This is a genomic window from Catenulispora rubra, assembly GCF_015356825.1.
GTDB classification, from domain to species: Bacteria; Actinomycetota; Actinomycetes; order Streptomycetales; family Catenulisporaceae; genus Catenulispora; species Catenulispora rubra.
In genome coordinates this window covers 1-2,421 of sequence record NZ_JAACYW010000564.1, presented here as the reverse complement: position 1 = coordinate 2,421, position 2,421 = coordinate 1, and the positions used below count along the sequence as shown (strand labels likewise).

The following is a 2,421-nucleotide window of genomic DNA, read 5'->3' as shown; positions in this document are numbered from 1 at the left end:
GTTGGGTCGGCCGCGCGGCGAGGTTCCTGAACTGGTCAGGTCCTTTTTCCGCGCGGCCTCCCGCCGAACCGGACGTGACCGTTTACGGTCATCCGGCTCTCCAGTGGTTACGGCGTGTTGGATCTGGCTGGTCGTGCGGCGTGGATGCGGTCATGGCAGGCGTCGCAGGCCACGACGGTCTTGCGTCGTCTGTCGAGCATGACGCGCGTCCAGTCCGACGGTTGCCATCCGGCGTGGGCGAGGTCGGCCAGGGCCCGGATGTGATGGACCTGAACGTTTCCTCGGGATCCACAGATCTCGCAGGTGTCCGCCAGCAGGCGGGCGACCAACTCCTTCTGCGGGTAATCCACGCGGACCGGTTCGCGGTCGGCCATTTCGGCCGCCCGCTGGGTGTGCAGGGGAATCCCTCCGAACCGTGCCACCAGCGGCTTCCTGCTGGGCCGCTCGATGCGGGCCTCGAAAGCGATCCGGGACCCGTTGGGCGTGTCGATTTTGACCTTGTGCTTCGCGGCCATCTTCGACACGGTCGAGCGGTGCTTGGCCGCCAGGGTCTTGAGCATGGAGGTCTCCATGACCCAGCGCAGCCGGTGCAGCCGGAACACGTCTCCGGCCAGCAGGTAGTACTGGACGATGCCCCGATAGACGGACCCGAACGTGGCGACGATCGCGTGGTCGCTGCTGTTGTTCAGGGCCGGTCGCTTCGCGGGTTTGCCGCGGGCGAGGTAGGGCTGGCACTTCGCCTTGATCACGTCCTTCGGCACCCGCAGCGCGATCTGGCCGTTGACCCTTCGGCGGCGGCCGGTCTGCTTGGTGTCGTTGTGCTGGACGGTGATCTCGTAACCGAGGAACCGGGCCGCCCCGGTGCGGGCGTGGGTGATCAGCGTCTTGTCGGCGGACAGCTCCAGCTTGAGTTCGTCTCGCAGGAACGCCGCCAGGCGCGTTTTGATCTGCACGGCCTCGGATTTGGGTCCGGTGAAGCCCAGCAGGTGGTCGTCGGCGTAGCGGACGTAGCGCAGCCGCCGGTAACTCGGATCGTCCGGGTCGGCGGTCGGCATGGCCTGCATCAGCCGGCGGATCCGCCGGGCCTCGTCGCGGTCGCCGCGCCGGCGGGCCGTGGCCAGCCGGGTCTGCAGCTTCAGGTAGGCCGGGCTGCGGGCTCGGCGAGTCCCCTTCGTGTATTCCGGAATCAGAACCTTCTCGACGAACTTGTCCAGCTTGTGCAGGTAGATGTTGGACAGGATCGGGGACGCCACCCCGCCTTGCGGGGCACCCGAGAGGGTCGCTCCCCACTTCCAGTCCTCCAGGTATCCGGCTGTCAGCATGTTGCGCACCAGCCGCAGGAACCGCTGGTCACGGATTTTCTCACCGAGGATCGACAGCAGGACCTCATGGTCCAGGCTCCCGAAGCAGTCGGCGATGTCCCCTTCGATGAACCAGGCCGTGCCGGTCCAGGTGTAGGCCACCTCCCGCAGCGCGGTATGGCAGCCCCGTCGGGGACGGAACCCGTGCGACCGATCGGAGAACGTCGGCTCGTAGTACGCCTCCAACAACAGGCGCACCACCTCCCCGACGAGCTTGTCCGACCAGGTCGGCAGCCCCAGCGGGCGCATCTTCCCGTTCTTCTTCGGGATCTGCACCCGCCGCACCGGATGGAAGCGGTAGCGCTCGTGACGCATCGCCTCGACGATCCGGCCGATCTTCATCTGGGACATGCCGTCCACGGTCTCCGGCGTGGCCCCGGGCGTCATCGCGCCGTGGTTGGCGTAGATCCGCCCGTAGGCCAACAGATACAACTGCGGGTTGAACAGCTGTCGATACAGCTCATCGCACGGCAGGCCGCGCATGCCGCGATCACGCAGGACCCCGAGCACCGTTTCGGCTCTCTGCATTACGCATACCTCCAGGCCATCGGAATCCGAACCACCTGGCCCCCTTCGCCCTGCGGACGGCTTTCCCGTCCTCCCCGGCCGGTCGTGACTCCGACGACTACTACGAGGCCTCCGTCGCCATAGGACTCGCGTCCCGTAGGCGATCCCACGTTCGTCTCTGTTGCACGAGATAGCGCGACGTAGGCGACCCACTCATCCCCTTCAATGCCCTCGCTGGGCATCGCTCCAGGCCCTGGAAGTTGCCCCCGGCAACGCTTCGAGACGGGGGCAGAACCTGACGCCGGTTACGGTCGTCTTTCCGACGGATGGGAACTTGCATCCGCTGGGGATTGGGCTTCAAGCAATCCAGCCTTCGCCATATCGCGCGGGCCACCCGGCGCACCGCCCCTGACGACTGGGCCCGGTCACCGGTTTCCTGACATGCTGCTGTCCCCTTCACCTTTCGGATCCAGGTAAGTCATCTGGCCCAGGAACCTCCTTCCAAGTTCCTCCCAGCTGAACTGGGGATACAACAGAGCGCCTCGTGGCGCAC

General features: G+C 66.4%; 1 protein-coding gene. It reads right to left on the bottom strand.

Translation table 11 applies throughout. The annotated features are described in order from the left end of the window. Window positions 1–107: 107 nt before the first annotated feature. On the bottom strand, window positions 108–1,889 hold the full coding sequence (locus GWK61_RS54030; protein ID WP_194922203.1) for a reverse transcriptase/maturase family protein: 1,782 nt from the start codon (window positions 1,887–1,889) through the stop codon (window positions 108–110). Window positions 1,890–2,421 lie beyond the last annotated feature (532 nt).

What these genes read in the sequence shown, in the direction of transcription:
- GWK61_RS54030 (WP_194922203.1), bottom strand. Translation starts at nt 1,889, where the DNA reads ATGCAGAGAGCCGAAACGGTGCTCGGGGTCCTGCGTGATCGCGGCATG.